This is a genomic window from Achromobacter sp. FW305-C-28, assembly GCF_058783235.1.
Map to the genome: position 1 here is coordinate 1 of NZ_JBYSYL010000018.1, position 21,520 is coordinate 21,520.

Annotated in this window: 19 protein-coding genes; 15 read left to right on the plus strand and 4 right to left on the minus strand. The window is 59.9% G+C overall.

Translation table 11 applies throughout. The features are described from left to right. The first annotated feature begins 15 nt into the window (after positions 1-15). Both AC3WMR_RS29045 and AC3WMR_RS29050 read left to right on the plus strand, forming a co-directional pair. Positions 16-5,646 carry a hemagglutinin repeat-containing protein gene (locus tag AC3WMR_RS29045; RefSeq protein WP_492266566.1) on the plus strand — a complete coding sequence of 1,877 codons (5,631 nt, stop codon included), beginning with the start codon at positions 16-18 and terminating at the stop codon, positions 5,644-5,646. Continuing rightward, on the plus strand, positions 5,643-6,236 hold the full coding sequence (locus tag AC3WMR_RS29050) for a hypothetical protein (RefSeq protein WP_492266567.1): 594 nt from the start codon (positions 5,643-5,645) through the stop codon (positions 6,234-6,236). The genes AC3WMR_RS29045 and AC3WMR_RS29050 overlap by 4 nt, the downstream gene beginning before the upstream one ends. 42 nt (positions 6,237-6,278) lie before the next feature. Here AC3WMR_RS29050 and AC3WMR_RS29055 read toward each other — a convergent pair whose 3' ends face one another. Beyond that, entirely contained in the window at positions 6,279-6,611 is a 333-nt protein-coding gene (locus tag AC3WMR_RS29055; RefSeq protein ID WP_492266568.1) for a hypothetical protein, read from the minus strand. Positions 6,612-6,715: 104 nt separating this feature from the next. On the opposite strand from AC3WMR_RS29055, the gene AC3WMR_RS29060 reads away from it, so the two are divergent. The 8 genes from AC3WMR_RS29060 to AC3WMR_RS29095 all read left to right on the plus strand — a co-directional run bounded on the left by AC3WMR_RS29060 (position 6,716) and on the right by AC3WMR_RS29095 (position 12,235). Then, positions 6,716-6,883 carry a hypothetical protein gene (locus tag AC3WMR_RS29060; RefSeq protein WP_492266569.1) on the plus strand — a complete coding sequence of 56 codons (168 nt, stop codon included), beginning with the start codon at positions 6,716-6,718 and terminating at the stop codon, positions 6,881-6,883. An 8-nt stretch (positions 6,884-6,891) separates the two neighbouring features. Beyond that, positions 6,892-7,281, plus strand: coding sequence for a ribonuclease toxin immunity protein CdiI (gene cdiI / locus AC3WMR_RS29065; RefSeq protein ID WP_492266570.1), 390 nt, complete (start codon positions 6,892-6,894; stop codon positions 7,279-7,281). Positions 7,282-7,320: 39 nt separating this feature from the next. Then, positions 7,321-9,183: a hemagglutinin repeat-containing protein gene (locus tag AC3WMR_RS29070; RefSeq protein ID WP_492266571.1), complete on the plus strand. Its 1,863-nt coding sequence runs from the start codon at positions 7,321-7,323 to the stop codon at positions 9,181-9,183. A gap of 167 nt (positions 9,184-9,350) precedes the next feature. Continuing rightward, on the plus strand, positions 9,351-9,755 hold the full coding sequence (locus AC3WMR_RS29075) for a hypothetical protein (RefSeq protein WP_492266572.1): 405 nt from the start codon (positions 9,351-9,353) through the stop codon (positions 9,753-9,755). Between the two features lie 723 nt (positions 9,756-10,478). Beyond that, positions 10,479-10,793 carry a DUF6984 family protein gene (locus AC3WMR_RS29080; RefSeq protein WP_492266573.1) on the plus strand — a complete coding sequence of 105 codons (315 nt, stop codon included), beginning with the start codon at positions 10,479-10,481 and terminating at the stop codon, positions 10,791-10,793. A 169-nt stretch (positions 10,794-10,962) separates the two neighbouring features. Next, positions 10,963-11,265 (plus strand): hypothetical protein, encoded by a 303-nt coding sequence (locus tag AC3WMR_RS29085; RefSeq protein WP_492266574.1) that lies wholly within the window; start codon positions 10,963-10,965, stop codon positions 11,263-11,265. Continuing rightward, positions 11,219-11,605: a hypothetical protein gene (locus AC3WMR_RS29090; protein WP_492266575.1), complete on the plus strand. Its 387-nt coding sequence runs from the start codon at positions 11,219-11,221 to the stop codon at positions 11,603-11,605. The genes AC3WMR_RS29085 and AC3WMR_RS29090 overlap by 47 nt, the downstream gene beginning before the upstream one ends. Positions 11,606-11,833: 228 nt before the next feature. Next, the gene (locus AC3WMR_RS29095) at positions 11,834-12,235 is read left to right on the plus strand and encodes a barstar family protein (protein WP_492266576.1); all 402 of its coding nucleotides are present in this window, start codon (positions 11,834-11,836) and stop codon (positions 12,233-12,235) included. Positions 12,236-12,249: 14 nt separating this feature from the next. Here the strand turns inward: AC3WMR_RS29095 and AC3WMR_RS29100 are convergent, their stop codons facing one another. Then, positions 12,250-13,176: a LysR family transcriptional regulator gene (locus tag AC3WMR_RS29100; RefSeq protein ID WP_492266577.1), complete on the minus strand. Its 927-nt coding sequence runs from the start codon at positions 13,174-13,176 to the stop codon at positions 12,250-12,252. A 120-nt stretch (positions 13,177-13,296) separates the two neighbouring features. On the opposite strand from AC3WMR_RS29100, the gene AC3WMR_RS29105 reads away from it, so the two are divergent. The 4 genes from AC3WMR_RS29105 (at position 13,297) to AC3WMR_RS29120 (ending at position 17,522) form a co-directional block, all read left to right on the plus strand. Continuing rightward, positions 13,297-14,271 carry a Bug family tripartite tricarboxylate transporter substrate binding protein gene (locus AC3WMR_RS29105; protein ID WP_492266578.1) on the plus strand — a complete coding sequence of 325 codons (975 nt, stop codon included), beginning with the start codon at positions 13,297-13,299 and terminating at the stop codon, positions 14,269-14,271. Between the two features lie 8 nt (positions 14,272-14,279). Beyond that, positions 14,280-15,314: a 4-hydroxythreonine-4-phosphate dehydrogenase PdxA gene (locus tag AC3WMR_RS29110; protein WP_492266579.1), complete on the plus strand. Its 1,035-nt coding sequence runs from the start codon at positions 14,280-14,282 to the stop codon at positions 15,312-15,314. 67 nt (positions 15,315-15,381) lie between these two features. Beyond that, positions 15,382-16,554, plus strand: a complete 1,173-nt coding sequence (locus AC3WMR_RS29115) for an L-rhamnonate dehydratase (protein WP_492266580.1) — start codon at positions 15,382-15,384, stop codon at positions 16,552-16,554. A 5-nt stretch (positions 16,555-16,559) separates the two neighbouring features. Next, the gene (locus AC3WMR_RS29120; protein WP_492266581.1) at positions 16,560-17,522 is read left to right on the plus strand and encodes a dihydrodipicolinate synthase family protein; all 963 of its coding nucleotides are present in this window, start codon (positions 16,560-16,562) and stop codon (positions 17,520-17,522) included. A 25-nt stretch (positions 17,523-17,547) separates the two neighbouring features. Here AC3WMR_RS29120 and AC3WMR_RS29125 read toward each other — a convergent pair whose 3' ends face one another. Further along, a complete protein-coding gene (locus AC3WMR_RS29125) occupies positions 17,548-18,831 on the minus strand; it encodes a phospholipase A (RefSeq protein ID WP_492266582.1) in 1,284 nt (427 codons plus the stop codon). 176 nt (positions 18,832-19,007) lie between these two features. Further along, positions 19,008-20,510, minus strand: a complete 1,503-nt coding sequence (gene amaB, locus AC3WMR_RS29130; RefSeq protein ID WP_492266583.1) for an L-piperidine-6-carboxylate dehydrogenase — start codon at positions 20,508-20,510, stop codon at positions 19,008-19,010. 126 nt (positions 20,511-20,636) lie between these two features. On the opposite strand from amaB, the gene AC3WMR_RS29135 reads away from it, so the two are divergent. Further along, positions 20,637-21,392, plus strand: a complete 756-nt coding sequence (locus tag AC3WMR_RS29135) for an amino acid ABC transporter ATP-binding protein (protein WP_492266584.1) — start codon at positions 20,637-20,639, stop codon at positions 21,390-21,392. Positions 21,393-21,520 lie beyond the last annotated feature (128 nt).

Below are 21,520 nucleotides of genomic sequence, written 5' to 3' on the forward strand. Positions count from 1 at the left end.
GCGGGCGACCTGCGCGTGGGCGGGGCGCTGGACGCAACGGGCAAGGCAACGGGCCAGGCGCAGTCGCTGGTCAATGAATCGGCCACCATCGAAGCCGAACGCAACGCCGACATCGCGGCGGCCAGCATCCAGAACCGCAACCTGCACTTCGCCAGTGAAACGGTCGAGGTCAGCCGCGAAGCCAAGTGGTTCTATCGATTGGACGGCACGACCGAGATCGTCGATGGCGAAGGCATGTGGTTCTGCAACACCGTCAAATCCATCTGCGGTCGCGGCCCCAGCTGGATGGGTCAATACGACGAGCGGCGCCTGCTGCTGCCGTCGACCCGCTATCCGGAAAGCCAGTACGGCCCGCCCTTTGACTACAGCAATATCCAGGAAGACCAGCAAGGCCGTGCCGGCGTCAGCGCGCCGATCGGGCTGGCGTACATCGCCGAACACTACGACTGCAGCGGCGGCGATGCGGGCAACTGCTACACCAATCCGCCCCAATTCCTGTACAAGCCCGATGCCAAGATCTGGTCGGTCTTCGGGGTCGAGCGCCCCACCGGCATCAAGAAACCGCCAACTCCGGACGAGTGCGGATGGCGCTGCCCTGCCGACCTGGCCCAGCAACAGGCCACGTACGAACGCGACCTGCAGCTCTACGACACGTTGAACGACAAGATCAAGGACTTCAACGCCGACTTCCGCAACAACCGCATGATCAAGGACTTCACCTTCTACGAAGTCACGCAGATCACAAGCGAAACCCGCATCACGCAAAGTGATCCGGGCAAGATCCTCGTGGGCGGCAACGCACGCCTGGCCGGCAACATCGTCAACGACAAGAGCCGCATCCTGGCTGGCGGAACCCTCAAAACCGAGGGCGGCACGCTCAGCAACGTGGGCGCCGAAGGCCTGCGCACCGTCGACCGGGTAGGCACCATGGCCTACACCTACGAGAAAAACGACTCGCGCAAGTACAACCGGTCCGACTACAACGCCACCGTCCTGGCCGAACGCATCGAAACCGGCCTGGGCGCCGCGCAGGGCAATACGGCAGTGCCGACGTCCGGCCAGACGCCCGGCGCCAGCGCCGTCACCCAGGCGCTGCCGCCGGCCAGCCTGACCCGCATCACGCTGCCGGGTAACAAGGCCATCACGGTCGTCGTGCTGCCACCCGTCATCCCGACCAGCGCGCTGTACCGCGTCATGCAGGCGCCCAATGCGCCGTACCTGATCGCCACCGACAGCCAGTTCATCGGTTCGCGTTCGGTGGTGTCCAGCGACTTCCTGTTGCAGAAACTCAATCAGGACCCCGGCACGATCTTGAAACGCCTGGGCGACGGTTTCTATGAACAGAAACTGGTGGCCGAGCAGGTCATGCTCGCCAGCGGCCAGCGTTTCGTTGGCGACTACACCGACAACGAAACCCAATACAAGGCCTTGCTCACGGCCGGAGCAGACTTTGCCGGCAAGTTCGGGCTGACCGTCGGCACGGCGCTCTCTGAGGACCAGATGCGCCAATTGACCAGCGACATCGTCTGGTTGGTGGAGCAGACCGTCACCCTGCCCGACGGCACCCAGCAAAAAGTGCTGACCCCGCAGGTGTACCTGGCGGTCAAGCCCGGCGACCTGCGCGGCGACGGCTCCCTTATCGCGGGCCGTGACACGCAGATCAGCACCACGGGGGATGTGAACAACAGCGGCACCATCGGCGCGCGCAACGCGCTGGTCGTCGACGCGCAGAACGTGCGCAACAGCGTCGGCGCCATGCAGGGCAAGACCGTCAATCTGAACGCGCGCAACGACATCGACAACCTGGCGGGTCTGCTCAAGGGCGAGTCGGTCACGTTGGTTGCGGGCCGGGACATCAATTTGACGTCCAGCACCCAGTCGAACGTGCGCGGGGGTATCAGCAACACGATCGTTGATGGCGTGGCGCGCGTCGATGCGGGCACCTTGAACGCCCAGGCGGGGCGCGACTTCAATGCGCAGGCCGCTGCTATCGCCGCGAAAGACGACGCGACCATTCGTGCCGGAAACGATATCAATCTGACGGCCGCCGGTACGCGGTACGGGGAATCGCACGACTTCGGCAAGAAGAACCGGGCGGAGATGCGTACTACGACGGATATTGGCACGCAGATTGCCGCAGGTGGCAACCTCACGCTGATCGTCACGCAGGATGTCAACGCCATCGCCGCACAAGTGGCGTCGGACAAGCAACTGGCCGTGGGGGCCGGGCGCGACATCAACATAGTCGCGGGCGATTCCAGCGGGTACACCTACAACGAGATCTACTACAAGACCAAAGGGTTCCTGTCGAGCAAGACCACGCATCGCATCAGTGAGACGAGTTGGACTCAAGCGGTTTCGTCGACTTTCACGGGCGACACTGCGATCTTGATGGCTGGGCGGGACCTAAACGTTGTCGGCTCCAATGCTGCTGCACAGGATTCTCTGATCATGTCGGCCGACCGCAACGTCAACATCGTGGCGATGCAGAATAAGTCCGACGAGTACCAGTACGAGAAGATCAAGAAGTCTGGACTCGGAGGGCTAGGGGGCCTTAGCTACGGTTCCCGTCAGACCACGGATTGGACGGACACCAAGCGCGGCCTGAACACCGGCAGCACGGTAGGCAGCGTTACGGGCGACGTATTGATCAATGCCGGCGCATCGCTCAATGTCCTGGGTAGCGATGTTATCGCGCGTCAGGGCGATATTACGATGATGGGCCGCGACGTCAGTATCGTGGGTGGGGCCGACACCATGCGTCAGCGCGAGGTGCATGAGGTCAAGCAATCGGGTTTCACGTTGACCGCAAGCAACCCAGTCGTCAATGCCATGCAAACGGGCGGGCGTATGGCCGAAGCGGCCGGCAAGGTGGATAACCCGGTCATGATGGGGCTGGCCGGTGTCACCACCGGGCTTGCAGCCAGTAATGCCTACGACGCTGTGAAGAGCGATCCGTCCAAGTTGGGCGGCGCGAGCATCAAGATCAGTTACGGCAGCAGCAAGAGCACCAGCACGACTGATCGCAATTCTTCGGTCTCGGTGGGCTCGAATGTCGCGGCCGGAAAGGACCTGGTTATTGTCGCCAAGGGCGCGGGAAGCGCGTCGGACATTACGGTGATTGGTTCCAATCTGTCGGCTGGCAATAACGCGGTGCTTAAAGCAGATGGCGACATCTTGCTGCAGGCAGCCAAGAATACCTTCGAGCAGAAGACCGATAGCAAGAGCAGTGGCTTTAACGTTGGTATTGGCTTTAGCACCGGCCAGTCCAACGGCTTCACGCTTGAACTGGGCGCTTCGGCATCGCGAGGCAGTGCCGATGGCAAGGACCTGACGTGGACAAACAGTCAGGTGATCGCCGGTAACGTCCTCGCCTTGCAATCGGGCGGTGATACCACGCTCAAAGGCGCTGTCGGCAAGGCGGATCAGATCATTGCCTCTGTCGGGGGCAATTTGTTGCTGGAAAGCTTGCAGGACACAAGCACCTATAAATCGAAGCAATCAAGCGCGGGCGTGGGCCTGGTCCTGTGTATTCCGCCGTTCTGCGCCGGGGCGAGCAGCGTCAGTGCCAACTTCGGCACGGGCAAGATGAACAGTAACTTTCAGACGGTTACTGATCAGACGGGGCTATGGTCAGGCGATGGCGGCTTCCTGATTGACGTCAAGAACAACACGACGCTGATCGGCAGCGTCATTGCCAGCAGCGACAAAGCCGTAGCCGAAGGTCTGAACAAGCTCAGCACCGGCACGCTGGTCACGCAAGATATCAAGAACACCGCCAGCTATAACGCCAATCAAATTTCGGTGGGCGGTGGATTCGGCTTTGGTGGTGGGGCGGGCAAGGACGGCCCGGGGGCTCTAGGCACCACCAAGAACAACCAGGTGGCGGGCGGCGCGTCCAAGGAAGCGAGCACGTCCCTGCCTTCAAGCGGCGGGTTCTCGGCCAACCTGCCGGTGGTGGTCGCTGCCAGTGGCAAGGATAGCTCCACGACACAAAGCGCCATCAGTGGCTGCACGATCGTCATTCGTGACGAGGCTGCCCAACAGGCGCTGACAGGCAAGACCGCAGCCGAGACCATTGCGAGCTTGAACCGCGACACGTCCGATACGTTGAATGCGCTCAAGCCGATCTTTGACAAGGAGAAGATTGAGGCGGGCTTCGAGATCGCGTCAGAGGCCAGCCGGCAGATGGGGCAGTTCCTGACGAATCGGGCGAAGGAGGCGGATGCGCTGCAGAAAGCAATGGATGCTGAGGCGGACCCTGCGCTCAAGAACGATCTCCAAGCCCGGTATAAGGAAGCAGCCAAATGGGGGCCCGACGGGGCGTATCGTCTTGGGTTGACTGCCCTTTCAGCCGCCGCAGGGGGCAACGTCACGGGAGGTGCTGGTCAATTCTTGCAGTCCGCTACGGCGAACTATCTGCAGGCGTTGGGTGCCGGCAAAGTGAAGCAGATTGCGGATGCTTTGGACAGCGAGGCTGCTCGGACGGCATTGCAAGGGCTTGTGGGTTGTGCTGGCGCCATTGGTCAAGGAAGTAGTTGTGGTGTTGCAGCGGCGGGGGCTGCGGCGAGTGTCGTGCTCAACAACCTCATCCAGGGTCTTTCGGGTCAAGTTGGCAAGGAGCTGACGGCCGAGCAGAAAGAAGCACGAGTCAATCTGGTCGCCAGCCTTGTTGCTGGCCTTACCGCATCGCTGGGAGGAGATAGTGCTGTCGCGACCTTGGCCGCCCAGATCGAGACCGAGAACAATTATCTCGGGCAAAAAGCCGAAAACTTCAGGGCGTCCGAGCAGCGTCAATTCGATGCGGCAATCGCTTCTTGTGGTCCTGGGAATCCGGATAGTTGTGATCGAGCACGAGCACTGAGCGGCATGTCAGAGCGACGTGACAAAGAACTGGCTAGCGCTTGCGTAGATAGCGCCTCTTCTCTTTGTCGCATAGCGGTTCAGTTGGCCACAGCTAGCGGCAATGTGGTGTTTTTCGACAAGCGCGGGAGACCGTTTGCTGTACCGGCAGATTCTCCTATGATTCAAGCGGCGCCCGATCCTCGTGACGGGACGTGGCATTACACCGTCGCGGCTGGCGTTGCTGAGGGACTAGCGATTGACAGCGGTGGAGGGGCGCTGAGTGGGATAGTTTCTACGGTGCGTGGGCTATTGAGACCAACTGTGGCCGAAGTTGCCATGGCTGCCAAGAGAGGAGGTGCTGGTAAGCCGACCATAGAACTATTTGGTGGAAAAAATGCCCAGACACCGGGTGCCATAAATGTGGATATCCGGGCGGATATTCAAACAGGTATTCGTGCCGACGCTAGGCAATTGCCTTTCGCTGATAGTTCATTGGGGGAGATTGTCGCGAGCAATCCATTTATACCTAAAAACGCTGGTGGAACCAATTCGATGATGGACTTCTTGCCAGAAGCCACCCGTGTAGTGGAGCCTGGAGGGAAGATAGTTATTAACGCGAATTCGGCCAATCCCTATGGCAAACTGCCAAGTACATCTGATTTGGAGAGGTTAGGGTTGAGAATTGTTCAAAATTCCCCCCTTGACTCAAGGTTTTCGGGGTATACCTTTCTTCGTACTGATGGGAGCGTCATTACAAATCTTGATAGTATGAGAACTATTGTTCTGGAAAAAATACGATGATAGTGGACATAGATTTTGACGCAATTAATAAATTTGACTGTACGTACGGAGAATTCATACAAAACGGCGATGAGTTGCGAGTTTTTGTAAAGGGTGGGGCGGCCTTGCCGGATGGACATATTTCAAGAAAAAAGGGCGAGGGGAATTTTTTCGAATTTATTGAAGGAAAAAAAGGTAGGGGGGTTGAATTATTTCCTCGGCATTATATTTATGATCCATCTAGAATGGTCGAGTATGTCGAGTGGGAATTGAAGGGTGGTCTTTTAAGGGCGCGAAAACACTCAGGGGAATGGGTGCAATATACAAGTATGGCAGATAGCTTGTATGCGATGCATGAATATGTCGGAGGATTTTGGCTAGTGTTTGAGAGAGTTGTTTTTTTCAGGCGATCTTTTGATCAGTATGCTCCGAGTGGGCGGCTATTTCCTGAGAGAAGGGTTACGCAGGAGTTCGGCAATCGCCCAGAAGTAAGCTCTTTTTTTAGAGAATATCTTCTGGAGGGGGTGCTTGATAATCCTCCCGCTTCGGGATGGGCCCTTTGGGAGATCTGTGCGAGAGCATTTTATATCGATGTTCCCGAAAAGAAATAAGAAAAATAAGGTGTCAAACTCTGAGGTTTCCACACGAATTCATCACAATCCTCCCATGGGTTCAAAGGGTTTTAGCGTTCTTTGCAAAAGACCAAGCACCGACTCCTCAGTCAAAGTCAGTGCCCGCTCGGCATAAATCATCGCCCCTAGCGTAAGCAACGAGATGGTCGGCCGGTCTTTACGATTATTGGATTCATAGGCTGGCCTCAGTTTCTCGCGCTCGGCCAACTGACCCACCCGCCACAGCAGAAATGTTGCCAGCGCGTGGATCAACAGCAGGATCTGTAAACGTGCTGCACCCGCGCTTTGACTGTCCTCGAACGAAAACCCGAACTGATGGGACTTCAAGCTACGGAAAGTGCATTCGGTGCTCATGCGCTTGCGGTAAATCTCAAAAATAAATAAGGTGTCAGACTACGTTTTCGGCCTGAAGAGCTCGCTTTGAAAACGTAGTCTGACACCTTATTTACGATCCTGCCGTGTTTACAGATATGGAAATATTGGGGCTTGGGCAAAGAGCTGCAGCCGCAGGCTATGAAGAGGCAATTGGTAAAGGAATTAGTAATTATGATAGTACTTACGGCGGCGTCACTTTCAGAGTTTATTTAGATAAGAGTGGTGTTGTTCGGAATTTTCATCCTAAATAGGGGGGGGGATGAGCGAACTGTTCGGTCAACCTTATGATCAGTCAGATAGGCTATGGGTTTTAAAGGCCTATTTTGACATTATGTATGCAGATGGGAATTTCATTGATGCTGTGAAAAATATTTGCCACCGATGGGGGTATAGCACTGATGGTGCTTATTGTAGATTCCCTGACTTGAATAGCTTTTTCCAGGAAGATCATTTTGAAGGAATTGAATTTGCATATGGCATTCCTCCGGATGAAATCACTATTTATGTTGATGAGAAGACTTGTTCAGGGTTCGTGAGGGGGGCTTGTGAAATATATACCTCAAGGCATCCTGAATCAAGGTTGGAGATTGCCAAAATACTTGAAACGAAACCGAAGCAATTTATCAAGGCGGATGGTGAAATTAAATAGGGTGTCAGACTCTGTGCTGCGGGCGGCCCTAACGACCTGATGCTGCAAAGCCAGACGCTGACGTCCACGGAAGTTTCCACCAACAAGAACAGCGGCTGGAAGCTCGGCGTGGGGATCGGTGTTTCCGACAGCGGTAGTGGCGGTGGCATCAATATCTTTGCCAGCGGCTACGTCGGCAGCGGCAACGCCAAGGGCAACGGCACGACTTACCGCGAAACCCAGGTCAGCGCACGCGACAACCTGACCTTGATCTCGGGCCGCGACACCATTCTGGAAGGCGCCCAGGCGCGCGCGGACAGCATCCGTGCGGACATCGGCCGCGACCTGATATTGGCCAGCCAGCAAGACTCGGATCGCTACGACGCCAAGCAGAAGCAAGCCAACGCGGGCGCCAGCTTCAGCTTCGGTTCGATGACGGGTAACGCCTATATCGGGGCTAGTCTGGGCAAGACCAAGTCGAACTACGGCAGTGTGGTGGAACAGACGGGGTTGTACGCAGGCAAGGGTGGCTATGACGTTTATGTCGGCAAGCATACGCAGCTGACGGGCGCGGTCATTGCCAGCGACGCCGAGGCGACCAAGAACTGGCTATCCACGGAGACGCTGGGGTTCAGCAACCTGCATAACAAGGCTGACTATAAGTCGACCATGGTGGGTCTGAGCCTGGGTATGTCTGGCGCGCTCGATAAACCCAACAAGGGTGATGCGTTAGGGGGCGGGCCGTCGGGGTTGAGCTTTGCCAGCACCAGTGGCAGTGAATCCGGTACGACGCGCGCGGCAGTGTCGGCGGGCACGATTGAAGTGCGGTCGGACAAGGGCACGGGGCGGGATAGCACAGCGGGGCTGAGCCGCGATACGGCTGGCGCTAACGGCAGCATCGGCAAGATCTTCGATAAGGACAAAGTCCGCGAGCAGATCGAGTTCCAGCAGGCGTTTGGTCAGTTGGGGATGCAGATTGCGGGGGATGTGCTGAAGGATCTTGCTGACAAGAACCCGTCCATCTGGGGAGAGGGTAAGGTCGGCGCAATTGCCTTGCATGCCGCAGTCGCCGGTGTTGGTGCCGCACTTGGCGCAGGAGATGTAGGCGGGGCAATAGCCGGCACTATTGCTGGAGATTTGGCTGGGCATTTGGTAAAGGACCAAATTGCTCAAGCAACAAGCGGGCTTCCAGCTGAGGTACGTGATCAAGTTGTGAAAGTCATCACAAATGTTTTTGCTAGCGCGGCGGGTGGGGCTGTGGGCGGGATGAGTGGTGCGGGGGCAGCCGCTGCAGCCGATAAATACAATCGGCAACTCCACGTCTCGGAATTGGAGCGAATAAAAATTGAGGCCAATGGGGATGCTGCCAAACAAGAACGTTTGACGAGAGCCGCCTGCTATGAGGTTAAATGCTGGGCCGAGTTCCCGGAAGGTAGCCCCCTTTACAATCAAAATTTCGTCAGTGAATCTGAGATTGCGAGCCATCCGCAAGAGCATGCTTGGGTTAAGTCGAGGCAGGCATTGGGCGATTTCACGTATTCCGGGTATGCCAGTTTTGCAGATTCAGTCAAAGCACTGTCAGGTCTGTCTTCTCCTTACGGGAAGCCGGCTTGGCGAGGTGAATTTGTTGGTGACTACAAGGCGCAGCCATGCTCGATTGGAATGGGAGACTGCCAGGCAGGGGTTAGCTACGGTCGTCCAGGAAATGAATATAGTCGGCCGGATTACGTGTCTACGCAATTCGCGATGATTGGGAAAGGCGTGGCGCTTTCAGTAAATCTATATGACGGTCAGATTTATATTTCTGGTTCGAGTTCTGTTCCGATTTCAACAGGCGGTGGCAGTGTTGTGTTTGGTTCGATCTTGGATCGGGCTTCTAACAGTGGGCGCAAATATAATCAACACCTATCTTGCAGGGGCTAATGTACAGGGGTCTTATTGTTTAGTGCTTTGCGTGGGGGTTAATCACGCTATTGGTGGATTAACGGCGTTTGAGTGGGGGGGGGTACGCCTGGTTTTAATGGTGGGGTGGGGTATGGGGTTGGTGCTGGAATTGCTGTCCCTTTTATTAAGTGGCGAGCATTCGGACTATGAAACTAAATAGGAAATTTGTTTTGTTATTTTCTTTATTTTGGTTTTTTTTAGTGGCTTATGTCGTGTATCAAGCGCCAAAAGATGTGTCGTCAGTTTATTCAAGCATGGTTGCATTGATTTCTCCAGTAGAAAAAATTAATGGAAATTCTTTATCTGAAAAGAAGATAATGAAGTCAGGGGCTGCGTTAATAATGTTGGAATTTTCATCGTCACGTTGGAGTAAGGCGGCGGAGGATGGCAATTCAGAATTAATGGAAAGCTTGGGTGCGGTAAGAATAAAAAAGGACGGGAAAATTACGTATTGCCGAGGCCGAGAGCAGTATGACATCGTTCCGCCAGGCAACTACGGATATGCTAGGTATTTGATTGTCATGAGTTACCCTGGCACGGACTGTCGATAATGATCATGAGAATAAGTTGTCAGACTACGTTTTCGGCCAGAGGTGGTCGGCAGATAGGATCGTTCACGAAATTGGCTATATTGCGACATCACCAAATTCAGTTTGGTATGCCCAGAAGAAGATAAGGTGTCAGACTACGTTTTTCTACGCTAAAAATGGGTTGAAGCTCCCGGACAAGGCCAAGGTCGTGGATGCTGCTACCAAGAACGCTCAAGCGCTCAACTTGATGTCAAATGTGACCTTGAGTGCGAGCGGGGTGGCGGCAGTTGTCGCTTTAAGTGGATTGCCGCCGACATTGCTGGCATGGGCATTGGTAAATCCTGCCGATGCGGTAACGGTTGGAGTTATATCCGCAGAGACCGCTGCAGTTGTACAAAGTGGGGCAATCTCTCCTTCTTCATTGGTCGGTGGGGGGGGGGGCGAATGTACGCATACTTGGGAGACTACCCGGCGCTGGCGGTGCGATTGGTGACCTAGTCATTCAATTTGGCAGGGTTGAGAATCAGGTCAGCCACACATTTCGTCATGTTGAAGCTGCAGGTTTTCAACGAGATGCCGTTAGCCGAGCTATTCAAGCAGATCTATCTAAGGTTGGCGCTGGCATTCGAGAAGGGCAATATACTGGATCGGTTGTTGTCGATGGGGTGAAGCTGGGTTACAGCGCGTTTAAACTTCCGGATGGTACGATAAATGTAGGAGAATAACGCCACCGAAGGCTCCGAAATGAGAAAGCTGACTTTAATTGAATTGGAATTCATTAAGAAAATGATTGAATGTTGCGCCGAGTATAAATTTCTGTTGCCACAGCTCAATCAGGCGAATGTGGAGGAGATGAGTGATGGGGGTATGGGGAGTTTGCTCTTCTGCTCATTGGATAGCGACCGTTCCATAGGTCGCGAAGTGGCGCGAAAAGATTTTCTCGATGAGGATGGTATTGCGGTTTCAGTCGTTTTAAATATCGACAATTATGGAAATTTATATGAATTGGATGTGTGGAAGGCGGATTTTTATGAATTTATAAGCTTTCCGAGAGAATGAATAAGATAAGGTGAAGATAATGTGTCAGACTACGTTTTCGGCCTGAAGAGGTCGCGTTAAAAACGTAGTCTGACACCTTATTTCACTTGCCTTTCTTTCGGTGGCCTCGGCTGCGAAGTCGTTTCATCTTGACCAGTACCGGCAAGCGGGTAAAGACTTCAGCCAATGCGTGTCCAATGAGGCTGCCGAACTACTGGAGGGCCGCGACGCTGATAGTCAGTTCGAAGGCGTGATGCTGCGCCTCAGTCAATTTGACGACACGTGGTCGCTTGAAGACATTGATGAGATAACGTCCTGGCTTGCAAGGGCAACAGAGAATGATTCCAAACAAGCCACCTGGTTTTTAAGAGATGACTGGCCTGCACGATGCAAGATATTGAAAAAAGCGACTTGGGCGGGCGGCTGGAAACTAGCTGATTGGAAAGATGATGAAGAAATTGCCATTCCACGACGCAGAGCTTCTTGCCGTTGAACACATAAAGCCCACCGAAACGCTGATCCTGAAGTTTGAGTTCAGCGGCAATGAGATCGAGCGCGTCACGCTGGGGCGGGTCCAGTCATTTCGCATGACCGACTTCATCGGACAGAACGTTGTCTCCCGGGTCCTGGACTCGAAAATCGACAGAATGTCAGACAGCGCCATCATTGCAAGACTGCGCTGGCTATATCAGCTGTCAGATGGAACGCTGCGAGTGGATGACAACGCCATAGAGAAATCCAGGGCCGAGGTGATCGCGGGAACATTGCGATTGTTTTGCATCGAGCCTTCCTGGGGTGCAGAGTTGGTGTGCCTGCATCGAGACAAGCGCTAGGTGCTGCGGGACGATGCCGTTCATAGACGCCTGCCAGTATGGAATCGTCATTCGATTCAAGGTAGCCCTCTGGTTACGGTGGCTTTCCCCAGATAGCTCCCCTGAAGACAGCTCAAGACCCCCAGGTTGCAGGATTGGTCCGATTTTCCTGTGAGGCGGCGCGATACGGTGCCAGGTGCGGCACTATAGGCAGGTAGCGCCAAGGCCTCTCAACTACAGGAATCCAATATGCTGCCATTCAGGTTTGTCGAACGGATGCCGTCCTATGACGCTGCGGAAGCGTTTTGCGTGCGGGTCGATCCGAAAATAGAAGCCACGAAAGACTTGATGAAGTCGCTGTACTTCCTGCTGTGGTTTCCAAAATACTTTCGATGCAATTGGGACATGCTTGCGGCCGGTCTCAAGGACCTGGATTGGGTCCCGTGCCCCAAGATCGTGCTGGTCCATCAGCGGCTGCCGAACATTCGCCGGGAAGACCTGCAGACTTATCTGCAGTTGCTGCGAGACGCCGCGTTGCGGTGGCAGGGGGATCACCGGCATGAGCTGGAAGTGGTGTTCCGTATCAATGACTGCGCACCGATCGAGGCCCTGTTGACGCCAGCGCAAGCGCCAGACGCCCAGGGCGCCTAGACGCAACTTTCCTTCTACGCCGCCCCGTGCAGCAATTCCACGAAGTGCCTGGCTGCCGTACTCAATGGCCGATCCTTGGGAACAATGCTGCCGAACGCCGTCAGCGACTGCTGAATCTGATACGCAATGATCGCCAGCAGGCCATGGCGTGCATAGCGGCTGGCGACCGATTCGGGGATGACGCCCAGCATGTCGGATTTGATGGCCAGGTTGGTGGTGGTCAGGATCGAGGCGGACTCGATCAGGCCTTTGGGCAGGGGGGCGTTGTGGCTGCGGAATTCCTGTTCCATCACGTCGCGCATGGGGCTGCCGTGCGGTTGCAGAATCCAGGGATAGGCCTGCAGGGCGTCGAAGGTGACGCGTTTGCGTCGGGCCAGCGGGTGGCCGGTGGCGGCGATGACGCACAGGGCTTCGTCGCCAATGGGGCGAAAGACGTAGTGGCGGTCTGACAGCGTCAGCATCCGCCCGATGACGACATCCAGTTTGCCTTCGCTCAGGCGCTGGATCAGCAGGTCGCTGGTGCCGGTGGATATCTCCACGGCCAGCAGGGGGTAGGTCTGTTTCAGGCGCAGCAGGGCGTCGGTCAGGTGGCCGGGCGAGGCGGCCATGATGCTGCCGATGAACAGCTTGCCGGCGCTGCCCAGGCGCAATTCTTCCAGCTCGCGAGCCAGGGACGACACCGTGCCGCGCATGCCGCGAAAGTAACCCATCACGCAATCACCGGCGGCCGTCAGGGCCAGCCCTCGGCCGACGCGTTCGAACAGCGGCTGGCCGATAGCCAGTTCCAGTTCGTGCAGCATCTTGCTGGCGGCGGACTGGGTCATGTTGAGCTGGGCGGCGGCGGCGCGCAAGGTGCCGCGTTCTTCAATGGCCAGGAGCAGCACGATCTGGCGCATGCGCAAGCGGGCCAGCAGGGCGGGGACGTTGGGAACGCGTTCCATGATTGATCGCCTGGGGTGAACGGTTGGTGCAAAAGTTTCATTTTACGGAAACAGCGCTTGTTTCTAAGATGCACGCATAACAAAGCCCGTCACGGGCGATAAACCCCCAAGGAGACAACCATGAAGATTCGGCTATGCGCCGCCCTGGCGGCCGGTGCCTTGTGCCTGTCCGCCGCAATGCCCACGTACGCCCAGAACGCCGACTGGCCGACGCGGCCCCTGCGCCTGCTGGTGGGCTCGGCGCCCGGGGGCGGCACCGATGCAATGGCCCGTGCAGTGGCGGACAAGCTGGGGCCGATGCTCAAGCAGACGGTGGTGGTCGAGAACAAGCCAGGCGCGTCCAACACGCTGGCGGCGGACCTGGCCGCCAAGTCGGCCGACAGCCACACGATGGTGATGGGCGTGTCGACGGCGCACGCGATTGCGCCGCATCTGCTCAAGCTCGGCTACGACAACGACCGCGACCTGACGCCGGTGGTGTTCGTGGGCGCGGTGCCCAACATCCTGGTGGTGAACAACGCGGTGCCGGCGCAGTCGGTAGAGGAACTGATCGCGCTGCTCAAGCGCAAGCCGGGCGAATACAACTTCGCCAGTAGCGGTTCGGGCAGCACGCAGCACATCGCCGCGGAACTGTTCAAGGACGCGACGGGTGTGCAGATGACGCACATTCCGTATCGCGGCAGCGGCCCGGCCATGGTGGACCTGATGGGCGGGCAGGTGCAGATTGCGTTCGAAACGGCGTCGTCGGTGATTCCGCACGTCAAGAGCGGCAAGGTGCGCGCGCTGGCGGTGCTGAGCGCCAGGCGCAATCCGCAGTTGCCGGACGTGCCGACGATGGCCGAGGCGGGTGTGCCAGGCGTCGAAATGAGCGCCTGGTACGGCATCTACATGCCCAGCGCGACGCCGGCCGCCGTGCAGCAGCGGGTGCACGACGCCGTCAACAGCATCCTGGCGTTGCCCGACACGCAGGCCCGCCTGCAGGCGATCGGCGCCGATATCAACCCGATGAGCCAGGCTCAGTTCGCGCAGTTCCACCAGGCCGAGAACCAGCGCTACGCCGGCATCATCAAGAAGAACCATATCTCCGTGGAATGAGCCCCAGCATGAATCCCAATATCAAACCCGTCATTGCCCTGACGCTGGGCGACCCCGCCGGCATCGGCCCCGAGCTGATCGCGCGCCTGTTGGCGAGGCCCGACGCGACGCAGCAGGCCAACATCGTGTTGGTGGGCGACGAATGGCTGTGGCGTGAAGGCCAGCGGGTGGCCGGCGTGCAGGTGGCCACGCAGGCGGTGGACAGCATCGAGGCGGTGCGGGCGCGGCCGGACACCGCCGCGCCCGCCTGGCTGGCGATGGACACGGTGCGCCAGCAGGACGTGACGGTCGGGCAGGCCCAGGCGGCCGGCGGCGCGTCGGTGCTGCGCGTGCTGAACGCCTGCATGGACGCGGCGCGTGATGGCCACATCGACGCCATCTGCTTTGCGCCGCTGAACAAGTTCGCGATGAAGCAGGGCGGCCTGCGCCACGACGACGAGCTGCACCACTTTGCGCAGTATCTGGGCGTGACGGGCTACTTCTGCGAATTCAATACGCTGGGCGATCTGTGGACGTCGCGCGTGTCGTCGCACATTCCCCTGAAGGATGCGGCAGCGGCCCTGAGCATCGACGGCATCAAGGCCGCGACCCGGTTGATCTACCAGTCGTTGCGGGCCAATGGCGTGGCCGAGCCGCGCGTGGCGGTGGCGGCCTTCAATCCGCATGGCGGCGACGGCGGCACGTGCGGGCGCGAAGAGGTGGACATCATTGCGCCGGCCGTGCGCCAGCTGAACCAGGAAGGGCTGCCGGTGCAGGGGCCGTTTCCGGCGGACACGATCTTCCTGAAGGCGCAGGCCGGTGAGTTCCAGGCCATTGTCACGATGTACCACGACCAGGGCCAGATCGCGATCAAGCTACTGGGCTTTTCGCGCGGGGTGACGGTGCAGGGCGGGTTGCCCATTCCGATCACCACGCCGGCCCACGGCACGGCCTACGACATCGCGGGCCAGGGGCGCGCCAATGTCGAAGCCACCTGGCAGGCGTTTCGCATCGCCTGCCGCATGGGCTTGTCTCATCGTGCCACGCGCACCGCCGCGGCCTGAAGCTGCCGGCCGCCTTCCCGCTTTTTTCGTTTTCCGACTCGTTCGACCCTTTACGCAGGAACCTCCCATGAAGATCAAATCCGTCCGTGCGCGCGTTTACGAATGGACCGGCAAGACCGTGCCGCCGCAAGGCAACTTCTGCTCCAACGCGATGGACCTGCTGTATTCGCCGCAGGAAACCATGAGCACCTTCCGCTTTCATGGCTGGACGGTGGTCGAAGTCGAGACCGATGACGGCATCGTCGGGCTGGGCAACGTGGCGCTGGCGCCGCGCATTGCCAAGGCCATCATCGACCAGTACCTGGCGCCGCTGGTGGTGGGCCACGATCCCTGGGACTACGAATACCTGTGGCAGCGCATGTACCGCGCCACCCACGCCTGGGGCCGCAAGGGCGTGACGATGGCGGCGATCTCGGGCGTGGACCTGGCCATCTGGGACATTCTGGGCAAGTCGGTGAACAAACCGGTCTTCAAGCTGCTGGGCGGACGCACCAAAGAGAAGATTCCGGTCTACTACTCCAAGCTGTACCGCGGCGACCTGAAGGCGATGCAGGAAGAGGCGCAGACCTACCTGGACCAAGGCTTCAAGGCCTTCAAGATGCGCTTTGGCTACGGCCCGGCGCACTTGCAGCGCGGCGTGTCCGAAAACCTGAAATCGGTCGAGGCGGTGCGCGAGGTGATCGGCTACGACACCGACCTGATGCTGGAATGCTATATGGGCTGGAACCTCGAATACGCCAAGCGCATGCTGCCCAAGCTGGAAAAGTTCGAACCGCGCTGGCTGGAAGAGCCGGTGATTGCCGATGACATCGACGGTTACGCCGAACTGAATCAGCTGACGTCCATTCCCATCTCGGGCGGCGAACACGAATTTTCGTTGTACGGCTTCAAGCAGCTGCTGGACCGCAAGGCCGTGTCGGTGGTGCAGTACGACACCAACCGGGTCGGCGGCATCACCGCGGCGCACAAGATCAATGCACTGTGCGAGGCCTGCAGCGTGCCGGTGATTCCGCACGCCGGCCAGATGCACAACTATCACCTGACGATGAGCACGCTGGCCTCGCCCATGAGCGAATACTTCCCCATGTTCGATGTGGAAGTGGGCAATGAATTGTTCTACTACCTCTTCGATGGCGAACCGGTGGCCCGCGAAGGCTACATCGACCTGGATGACAACAAGCCAGGCCTGGGCCTGACGCTCAAGACCGAACACCTGAAAGACTTCAACATCATCGAGTAAGCGCCATGACGACGACAACGACGGCGGCATCGACATCCGCCACGCCAGGCCGGGCGCCACGCTATCGCGGCATCTTCCCGGTGGTGCCCACCATCTTCACCGAATCCGGCGAACTGGACCTGCCCGGCCAGAAGCGCGCGGTGGATTTCATGATCGACTCGGGCGTGGACGGCCTGTGCATCCTGGCCAACTTTTCCGAGCAGTTCTCGCTGTCGGACGACGAACGCGAGACGCTTACGGGTACGCTGCTGGAACACGTGTCCGGCCGCGTGCCGGTCATCGTGACGACCACGCATTACGGCACCCGCGTCTGCGCGGCCCGCAGCCGCCGCGCGCAGGACCTGGGCGCGGCCATGGTGATGATCATGCCGCCGTATCACGGCGCCACGATCCGCGTGTCCGAAGAGCTGGTGGTGGGGTTCTTCCAGCAGGTCTCGGACGTGCTGGACATTCCCATCATGATCCAGGATGCGCCGGTCAGCGGCACGCCGTTGCCGGCTGCGCTACTGGCGCGCATGGCGCGCGAGATCGAACAGGTGTCGTACTTCAAGATCGAAACCCCCGGTGCGGCCAGCAAGCTGCGCGACCTGATCGCGCTGGGCGGCGCGGCGGTGGAAGGACCGTGGGATGGCGAAGAGGCCATCACGCTGCTGCCCGACCTGGACGCGGGCGCGACGGGCTCGATGACGGGCGGCGGCTTTGCTGACGGCATTCGCCCGATCATCCAGGCGCACCGCGACGGCCGTGCCGACGAGGCCTACCGCTTGTACGAGCGCTGGCTGCCGCTGATCAACTACGAGAATCGCCAGGGCGGCATCCTGACTGCCAAGGCGTTGATGAAAGCGGGCGGCATCATCGACTGCGACGCGCCACGTCATCCATTTCCGGCGATGCGGCCGGAGGTGCGGCAGGGGCTGCTGGACGTGGCGCGGCGGCTGGACCCGCTGGTGCTGCGTTGGGGCCGTTGACGGCCCTGCGGCCTGAGCGCCAACGCTACGGCACCAGCGACAGGCCGATACGGAACTGCGAGTCGTTGCGCTGGTTGTAGCCCAGCAGCGTTTCGCCGTAGCCGTTGAAGTACTGCAGGTGCAGGTAGCCGTTCATGTTCAGCCAGGTGCGCTGCAGCGGCCAGGCGAAGTCCAGCTGGGTGGTGCGGCGGCGCTGGTCGCCCTGGCGGTACATGGCCGACACGACGGCGCCGTTGTCCTGTGCCCAGCGCAGGTTCCAGTCGACCCGGCCGGCGTAGTCGGCGTAGTCCGAGTTTTCGCTGGCCACGCCGAAGTAGGCCTTGACCTTGGGGGCGAACGTCAGCGTGCTGCCGCCATCGAAGCGGTAGTTGAACTGCGGCTGGATGTAGGCGTTGTTGACCGAGCGCGAATCTTCGCCGGCCTTGCCGTTGGAATTGTGTTCGACGCCCGTGTTCAGCCCCAGGCGCCAGGCCTGGTTCTCCGACTGCCACATGTTGTCCGACAGCCAGAACAGGCTGGGGTTGAAGGTGGTGTCGATGAAGGGCATGGAATCGCCCTGCAGATCCCACAGCGAGGTCTGGGTATAGCCCAGGTAGAAATTCTCGCCCCAGGTGGCCGGGCGGTTGCCGGACGGGCTGAACAACCGGTACTTGGCGCTGATCTGGAAACGCGCGGTGGTCTGGCCGCGGGTGCCGATGTCGAAGTACACCGGCTTGTATTCCGAAATCGCGCTGCGGAAATGATCGAACGCCGATTGCTGGTAGGTCGAAACGGCCACGGTGTCTGGCGCCGGACCGCCTTCGGGCGATGCGCCGGCCGCGGCCACCACGGCCGGCGGCACGGGCTGGCCGGTGCGGGCATCGACCACGGGGCCGGGCGCGGGCGTGCTGGCGAGGGTGCCGCTGTCGCGGCCGGTGGCGTCCAGCGCCATCATCGCCGGCTGGCCTTCGATGGCAATGGCCTGCAGGCCGCGGGCGGTGGCGGGCACGACCGCGCTCCAGGACATGCGGGCGAAATTGTTGACCGGCACGCTGTAGTTGGCCTTGCCGCCTTGCAGCTTGGCCAGGCTGCGCACGATCTGGCCGTCCTGGCTGCGCCATTGCAGCACCAGTTCGGGCGGCGCTTCCCAGGTGGCGCGTGCGTTGCCTTCGTTGAAATACACCGCTTCGATGGTGACGGTGTCGCCGGGCGCGGCGGATGGCCGGTCCAACCGGTACGACACACCGGCGACGGCGTTGCCGGCCAGGCCCAGTGCCAGGGCGGCGGTCAGGGTGCGCAGGGGAAGGGCGATGTGACGGGGCATGGACATGAGAGGCGGGTTGGATTTGTGACGAAGAAATGTAGCATCGACCCGGGCTACATTTTGTAAGTCAGACTAATCGTATGTAGGGCATGCAACCGCCATGCGCTGTCGCAGGGGCCGCAAACGTAAACGCCCCGCGCATTGTCGACAATGCGCGGGGCGTGTGCAGCGGCAAGGCCGGCTTATTCGCCGAATTTGATGCCTTGCGCCAGCGGCAGGTTGCGCGAGTAGTTGATGGTGTTGGTGGCGCGGCGCATGTAGTTGCGCCAGGAATCGGATCCCGACTCGCGGCCGCCGCCGGTTTCCTTTTCACCACCGAACGCGCCGCCGATCTCGGCGCCCGACGTGCCGATGTTCACGTTGGCAATGCCGCAGTCCGACCCCGACGCCGACAGGAAGGTCTCGGCTTCACGCAGGTCGTTGGTGAAGATGGCCGACGACAGGCCTTGCGGCACGCCGTTCTGCAACGCCAGCGCCTGGTTGAAGTCGGTGTAGCGCATCACGTACAGGATGGGCGCGAAGGTCTCGTGGCAGACCACGTCGGTCTGGCCCGGCATTTCGGCGATGGCGGGGCGCACGTACCAGGCGTCCGGGTACTGCTCGGCCAGTACGCGTTCGCCGCCGGTGACCTTGCCGCCCTGTTCGGCGGCCGCCTTGAGCGAAGCCTGCATGGCGTCGAACGAGGCCTGGTCGATCAGCGGACCCACCAGGTTTTTGCTATCCAGCGGGTTGCCGATGGGCGCGCTGGCGTAGGCCTTGTGCAGGCGTTGCAAGAGATCATTGGCGACGCTTTCGTGCACGATCAGGCGGCGCGTGGTCGTGCAGCGCTGGCCGGCCGTGCCGATGGCGCCGAACACGATGCCGCGCGCGGCCATGTCCAGGTCGGCGGTGGGGCCGACGATGATGGCGTTGTTGCCGCCCAGTTCCAGCAGCACGCGGCCAAAGCGCTGCGCCACGCGCGGGCCGACCTGGCGGCCCATGCGGGTCGAGCCGGTGGCCGACACCAGCGCCACGGCGTGCGAGTCGACCAGCGCTTCGCCGACTTCACGGCCGCCGATCAGCACTTCCGACAGGCCGGCCGGCGCGTCGCCGAAGCGTTGCGCGGCCTGGGCGAACAGCGCCTGGCAGGCCAGCGCCGTCAGCGGCGTTTTTTCAGACGGCTTCCAGACCACGGCATTGCCGCAGACCAGTGCCAGCGCGGCGTTCCATGACCACACGGCCACCGGGAAGTTGAACGCGCTGATGACGCCCACCACGCCCAGCGGATGCCAGGTTTCCATCATGCGGTGGCCAGGGCGCTCGGACGCGATGGTCAGGCCGTAGAGCTGGCGCGACAGGCCGACCGCGAAGTCGCAGATGTCGATCATTTCCTGGACCTCGCCTTCGCCTTCGGCCAGGATCTTGCCGGCTTCCAGGCTGACCAGCTGGCCCAGTTCGCGCTTGTGCTGGCGCAGCGTGTCGCCCAACAGGCGCAGCAGTTCCCCCCGGCGCGGCGCCGGCACGTCGCGCCAGGCCAGGCTGGCCTGGCGGGCGCGCGTGATGGCCGCGTGCGCCTGCGCCACGGTGTGCTCGTGCACCCGGGCCAGTTCGGCGCCGTCGATCGGGCTGCGGGCGACCAGCGTGCCGCCGGTCAGGGCATCAGGGTTCAAGCCGAGCGCGCGCAGGATGTCTTGGGGAGTGTCCATACCGGTTCCTTGGAGATTGCCTGCGAAGGAATGCCTTCGCTTAAGGGTTATGCCTAAGTGGCGATTCTGGAAATAAATTTACTATACGAAACTCCAGCGCGAAATGCGAAACCTTTTTTCAAGGCGATGCTCGTGTCAGAACCTTTGCTGCAGGTGCAGGGGGTCACCAAGACCTACCAGCGCGACGGCCAGCCGGACCACCTGGCGCTGGCGGGCATCGATTGCCAGCTGAACCGCGGCGAGGTGCTGGTGGTGGTGGGGCCGTCGGGCTCGGGCAAGAGCACGTTCCTGCGTACCCTGAACGGGCTGGAACGCATCGACAGCGGCACCATCCAGGTCGACGGCGTGTCGCTGACCGACCCGGCCACCGACGTCAACCGCTGGCGCACCAATGTGGGCATGGTGTTCCAGCACTTCAACCTGTTCCAGCACCGCACCGCGCTGGACAACGTGGCGCTGCCGCAGCGCGTGGTGCGCGGCCGCGACCGCGCGCAGGCCGAAGGCTATGCCCGCGAATTGCTTGACCGCGTCGGCATGGGCGAATACGGCGCCCGCTACCCCAGCCAGTTGTCCGGCGGCCAGCAGCAGCGCGTGGCGATCGCCCGTGCCTTGGCCATGGACCCCAAGCTGATGCTGTTCGACGAAGCGACCTCGGCGCTCGACCCCGAAACCGTCGGCGGCATTCTTGAACTGATGCGGGCGCTGGCGCGCGACGGCATGACCATGGCCGTCGTCACCCACGAAATGGGCTTTGCCCGCGACGTGGGCGACCGCGCCCTGTTCATGGATGCCGGCCGCATCATCGAATCCGGCACGCCCGACGAGGTTTTCTGCCATCCCAAAGAACCGCGCACCTGCGCTTTCCTGGAAAAGATCCTGTAGTTCCCGCAGTACGCATCAAGCAGTACGCAGCACAGGCAGCAACCAGGCCCCGGCAGCGCTTCTGGCGCGGGCGCCTGGTGCTATCCAGGGCCGGCCCGGCCTCTCCGGGCGCCGCCGGCATCAGGCAT

Excerpts from the sequence above, each read along its gene's own strand:
- AC3WMR_RS29120 (WP_492266581.1), top strand. The coding sequence starts at position 16,560 with ATGACGACGACAACGACGGCGGCATCGACATCCGCCACGCCAGGCCGG.
- AC3WMR_RS29090 (WP_492266575.1), top strand. The coding sequence starts at position 11,219 with ATGATGAAGAAATTGCCATTCCACGACGCAGAGCTTCTTGCCGTTGAA.
- AC3WMR_RS29080 (WP_492266573.1), top strand. The coding sequence starts at position 10,479 with ATGAGAAAGCTGACTTTAATTGAATTGGAATTCATTAAGAAAATGATT.
- AC3WMR_RS29110 (WP_492266579.1), top strand. The coding sequence starts at position 14,280 with ATGAATCCCAATATCAAACCCGTCATTGCCCTGACGCTGGGCGACCCC.
- AC3WMR_RS29105 (WP_492266578.1), top strand. The coding sequence starts at position 13,297 with ATGAAGATTCGGCTATGCGCCGCCCTGGCGGCCGGTGCCTTGTGCCTG.
- AC3WMR_RS29070 (WP_492266571.1), top strand. The coding sequence starts at position 7,321 with ATGCTGCAAAGCCAGACGCTGACGTCCACGGAAGTTTCCACCAACAAG.
- AC3WMR_RS29055 (WP_492266568.1), bottom strand. The coding sequence starts at position 6,611 with ATGAGCACCGAATGCACTTTCCGTAGCTTGAAGTCCCATCAGTTCGGG.
- AC3WMR_RS29050 (WP_492266567.1), top strand. The coding sequence starts at position 5,643 with ATGATAGTGGACATAGATTTTGACGCAATTAATAAATTTGACTGTACG.
- AC3WMR_RS29135 (WP_492266584.1), top strand. The coding sequence starts at position 20,637 with ATGCTCGTGTCAGAACCTTTGCTGCAGGTGCAGGGGGTCACCAAGACC.
- AC3WMR_RS29125 (WP_492266582.1), bottom strand. The coding sequence starts at position 18,831 with ATGTCCATGCCCCGTCACATCGCCCTTCCCCTGCGCACCCTGACCGCC.
- AC3WMR_RS29100 (WP_492266577.1), bottom strand. The coding sequence starts at position 13,176 with ATGGAACGCGTTCCCAACGTCCCCGCCCTGCTGGCCCGCTTGCGCATG.
- AC3WMR_RS29115 (WP_492266580.1), top strand. The coding sequence starts at position 15,382 with ATGAAGATCAAATCCGTCCGTGCGCGCGTTTACGAATGGACCGGCAAG.
- AC3WMR_RS29075 (WP_492266572.1), top strand. The coding sequence starts at position 9,351 with ATGAAACTAAATAGGAAATTTGTTTTGTTATTTTCTTTATTTTGGTTT.
- cdiI (WP_492266570.1), top strand. The coding sequence starts at position 6,892 with ATGAGCGAACTGTTCGGTCAACCTTATGATCAGTCAGATAGGCTATGG.
- amaB (WP_492266583.1), bottom strand. The coding sequence starts at position 20,510 with ATGGACACTCCCCAAGACATCCTGCGCGCGCTCGGCTTGAACCCTGAT.
- AC3WMR_RS29095 (WP_492266576.1), top strand. The coding sequence starts at position 11,834 with ATGCTGCCATTCAGGTTTGTCGAACGGATGCCGTCCTATGACGCTGCG.